The sequence below is a fragment of the Candidatus Omnitrophota bacterium genome (assembly GCA_013791745.1).
In the GTDB taxonomy this organism is placed as follows: domain Bacteria; phylum CG03; class CG03; order CG03; family CG03; genus CG03.
On sequence record VMTH01000028.1, the window covers coordinates 1 to 3,599 of the forward strand.

The following is a 3,599-nucleotide window of genomic DNA, read 5'->3' on the forward strand; positions in this document are numbered from 1 at the left end:
GCGGAAGGATAATCTTCCACATTGAGGCGCTGCGCTCGCCTATTGCGCTGATAAAAGAAATGAAAGGCGTGAAGAAAGGCATCGCCCTCAACCCTCCCGCTCCGGCGGAGAAAATAGAGAAGTGGCTGCCGCATATAGAAACCGCCTTCGTCATGTCCGTGCCTCCGGGTTTTTCAGGCCAGAAATTTGATCCCGCTATCCTGAAAAAGATCGCGAGGCTCCGTAAAAAAATAGACGCGAAAAAACTCAAGTGCAGGATATGCGTTGACGGCGGAATCAATCTTGAGACGGCCGCTCTCTGCAGGAGAGCCGGCGCCGACGCTGTCGTGGCCAGCGCCTATCTGTCATCCGGGAACATCCCCCAAAAGCTCGCCGCCCTCAAAGCCCTTCGCTGAATATTTTTCGTCCAAAATTATAATTTAAACAGGAGTAAACTGAACGAAGCCCGGCTTCAAAGCTGAGACAGAGAGGAGGTAAGGACAATGAGTTTTTGTTCCAAATGCGGCGCGCCAAAAACGGATGATGCGAATTATTGTTCAAAGTGCGGGGCGCTTATTGAAGCAGACGTTCAACATGAAATTCCGCCAGCCGAAAACATTGAGCAGATCTATGGAAAACCGGCGGGTTTCTGGATAAGAGCGATCGCTCTTTTTTTTGACAGCATAATTTTAACCATCGCAGGCGGCCTGATCGGCGCCGTACTGGGCTTTTTATTGGCGCTTGCCGTCGGAGATGTGAGCGGGTTTATGCCTCTTTTTAATCTTGTGGGATTTGTTATAGGCGCGGCATACTACATATGTATGCACGGAAGTTACGGACAGACGCTCGGCAAAATGCTTATCGGAATAAAGGTTATAAAAATAAATGACGAACCTCTTTCCTATGGCACTGCGCTCTTGAGATATATAGGGCGCATTTTAAATATTATCACTTTATTCATCGGTTATATAATCGTGGCCTTTAATCGCAAAAAGCGCGGCATGCACGATTTTATTGCGGGCACAAAAGTTATCTATGTAAAGAAATCGCCTGTGTGGGCCATGGTTTTAGGAATATTATTTCTTGCGATCGTCCCTCTTGTGGGCATTTTAGCCGCGGTGGCGATACCTAAATTCGCTTCTTTAACACGAAAGGCCAATGAGGCGGCATGCAAGGGCCAGCTCGGAGCTTTAAGGAGTTCTTTGTCAATTTATTACGGGGATACCGAAGGCACCTGGCCGGCAAGACTGGAGGCGGTGACACCCACATATCTCCAAGAAATTCCAAACGCAAAACCGGGTGACGGAACGAATTCAAACCGCGTTGTTGTAGAAAAAGACGGAAGAAAGGCTTTTAACGGCGACGGCCAGGGCGGCTGGTGGTATAACAGCGGTACAATAGACGGTGATTACACAGGTGATATCAGGGTGAATTCTTTTGAGACAGACTGCCGGGGCGGGAATATAAATTCATGGTAGCAGTGCAGGGTATGGTGAATTTGCCTTGTTTTTTACTTAAATTCACGCTATATTGACAAAATAACGTGAATTGTATAGGATATCAGCATGCCTATCACACAACCGTTTAAACAGCGCATTCAAGATTTGAAATCGGAATACGACCGCCTGAAAATAGGGAAAGAAGGGCTTTTAGCGATGATTGATGAGGTGGAGATCCCGGAGAATGTTTATAACTCAAATGCCATAGAAAATTCAACTCTTACGCTGAAAGAAACAGAAAAAATTTTGCTGGAACAGGAACTGTCCCGCAACATATCTCTTCGCGAGGTTTTTGAGGCGAAAAACCTGGCAAGAGTTATTAACTACAAGCGCAATAAATCACACAATGAAGAATTAACAAAAGACAGAATACTGCTTTTGCACCAAATGCTCCTCGGCGGGATTGATGATGGAATTTCAGGGCGCTTCCGCAAGAAGGGAGAATTCGTGCGCGTTGCCTCGCATATAGCCCCTGCGCCCGAACACGTAGAACGGATGATTGAGGATATTTTGTCTGAATACAGGAGCAATATGGGCTCTTATTTTTTAGATAAAATAGCAAGGTTTCATTTGGATTTTGAAAACATACATCCTTTTTGCGACGGGAACGGCCGTATGGGGCGGGTCATTATCAATTATCAATTTTTGGCTCTCGGGTTTCCGCGTGTTATTATCCGCAATAAAGAGAAAGGCATTTATTATCAGGCGTTTAGAAATTACGAAGAAAGAAAAGGCACAAAAACAATGGAAAAAATACTGGCGCTGGCTGTTATAGAGTCGCTGCATAAGCGGGTTTCCTATTTGAAAGGAGATGTTATTATAAGTTTGTCGGAGTTTATCAAAAAACATAAGCTGAAGGCGCCTGCCGTTACTAACGCGGCCCGCCGTCAGACGATTCCGGCGTTTCGTGAAAAAGGAATATGGAAAATCGGCGAAAAGTGATTTTAAAAACGTTGCTGCTGACGGCGGCCCCTGTATTGTGCGCGTGGGGAAATCTGCACGCGTCCGCAACGGAGGATGTTTTCGGCGCGGCGAGAAATGCATACGCATCGTCGCGCTACGGGTTGCCTCCCGCGGAAAATGAGATACTTTATCTGACGGAAGAGGAAAGACCTCCGGCGGAAGAGTTCGGCTATGGCGAGCGCGGGAAGGGGCCGGATTTCAGCATTGGCTATGAACGCGTCCCTGCGGAATATCACACCCCGTTCTCGCGGGCGTCGTGGTCATGGAACGCGGCCTCCGATAGATGGGATGTGGCCTCATACGATAATTCCCAGCTTCGCGATGAAAAAGTTTTTCCTTTTGTCTTTGCCGGCTTCGCCCAGACAAAAGCCATATCGCCGTCATTTTCGGCGGGTTTTGAGACGGGTTTTTATATTCCTCTTTCCTCTTCGCGCGACGAATGGGATGTTCCATTTCTTTCCCACTCATCAACTTCTCCGTCAACAGCTTATAATTATCAGACCGAACCCAGTACCTGTTCGGCTCTCTACAACAGTGATAAAAGAAAACTTCTGATCCTTCCGGTCATGGCCGTGCTGTCGTGGGATCCGCCGGGATTTTTGAATATGTCGCTGGCCGCGGGGGTGTACATAACGCATCTGCAGATAGAGTCAGTGTCGGGTGAAAAATTCTACGCGGATTTCTTGGATTCCGGGGGCAAGCTGCACACTGCCGGAACCGTGGCCGAATACAGCCACTGGCGCAGTGAGAACAGGATAATCCCCGCCGTTAAATACTCGGTGTCAACTCATCTGAAAGTGTCGGAGAATTCCGATCTGAAATTGAGCTTTTCCGCGACGGGACTGAAAAAAACGGATTTTCTCTTTCAGGACTATGATATGGGCGGAAAAACTTTCCGCGACGGCGTCGTTATCGGCGGAGTGAGTTACGGCTTTTCGGCCGGCTGGAAAATTTTATTCTGATCAGCTTTCGCTATTGAGCACGACCGTGATCGCCGTTCCCTGTTTTACTCTTTGACCGGGATTGGGATACTGCCTTAAAATTATGTCAAAGCGCTGATCGATGTCTGTTTCTCTTTTCACCATGCCCAGCGTCAGTTTTTTCGCTTTCAGAATACTTTTTGTAGCATCGAGGGTTTTCCCCTTAAGGTTGGGAACC

5 protein-coding genes are annotated in these 3,599 nt (G+C 47.5%); 4 read left to right on the forward strand and 1 reads right to left on the reverse strand.

Going from position 1 to position 3,599, the window contains the following annotated elements:
- From FP827_01290 to FP827_01305, 4 genes are all read left to right on the forward strand, one after another.
- The coding region (locus tag FP827_01290) for a ribulose-phosphate 3-epimerase (protein ID MBA3051720.1) at nt 1-395 on the forward strand (395 nt) is incomplete at its 5' end.
- 87 nt (nt 396-482) lie between these two features.
- A complete protein-coding gene (locus FP827_01295; GenBank protein MBA3051721.1) occupies nt 483-1,457 on the forward strand; it encodes a zinc-ribbon domain-containing protein in 975 nt (324 codons plus the stop codon).
- Between the two features lie 87 nt (nt 1,458-1,544).
- Nucleotides 1,545-2,420: a Fic family protein gene (locus tag FP827_01300; GenBank protein ID MBA3051722.1), complete on the forward strand. Its 876-nt coding sequence runs from the start codon at nt 1,545-1,547 to the stop codon at nt 2,418-2,420.
- Nucleotides 2,417-3,403: a hypothetical protein gene (locus FP827_01305; GenBank protein ID MBA3051723.1), complete on the forward strand. Its 987-nt coding sequence runs from the start codon at nt 2,417-2,419 to the stop codon at nt 3,401-3,403. Before FP827_01300 ends, FP827_01305 begins: the two co-directional genes overlap by 4 nt.
- Here FP827_01305 and FP827_01310 read toward each other — a convergent pair.
- Nucleotides 3,404-3,599 (reverse strand): PASTA domain-containing protein (locus FP827_01310; GenBank protein MBA3051724.1); only part of this gene is annotated, 196 nt, incomplete at its 5' end. It abuts the gene before it with no gap.

What these genes read in the sequence shown, in the direction of transcription:
- FP827_01300 (MBA3051722.1), top strand. Translation starts at nt 1,545, where the DNA reads ATGCCTATCACACAACCGTTTAAACAGCGCATTCAAGATTTGAAATCG.
- FP827_01295 (MBA3051721.1), top strand. Translation starts at nt 483, where the DNA reads ATGAGTTTTTGTTCCAAATGCGGCGCGCCAAAAACGGATGATGCGAAT.